The following is a 249-nucleotide window of genomic DNA, read 5'->3' as shown; positions in this document are numbered from 1 at the left end:
ACCAAAACACGCGAAGACATGCTTGGATCTTTAACAATTCGTTTTGAAATAACGTAAATCAAGGTTAAACCAGTTTCTATCGTAATGTGTCTTTGCAATCTTTGATGAGCTGTCTCATCCAAAAACCACTTTGGTGTTATATGGTCAAGCCTCACGAGCAATTAGTATTGGTTAGCTCAATGCCTCACAGCACTTACACACCCAACCTATCAACGTCCTAGTCTCGAACGGCTCTTCAGGGGACTTATG

At 41.4% G+C, this 249-nt stretch carries 1 rRNA gene; it reads right to left on the bottom strand.

Annotation, left to right across the window (positions count from 1 at the left end):
* Positions 1-140: 140 nt before the first annotated feature.
* Positions 141-249 (bottom strand): 23S ribosomal RNA (locus V6259_RS19945); the annotation flags it as partial.

This window comes from Marinomonas sp. TI.3.20 (assembly GCF_038155025.1).
In the GTDB taxonomy this organism is placed as follows: Bacteria; Pseudomonadota; Gammaproteobacteria; order Pseudomonadales; family Marinomonadaceae; genus Marinomonas; species Marinomonas flavescens.
This window is presented reverse-complemented; position numbering and strand designations above follow the sequence as displayed.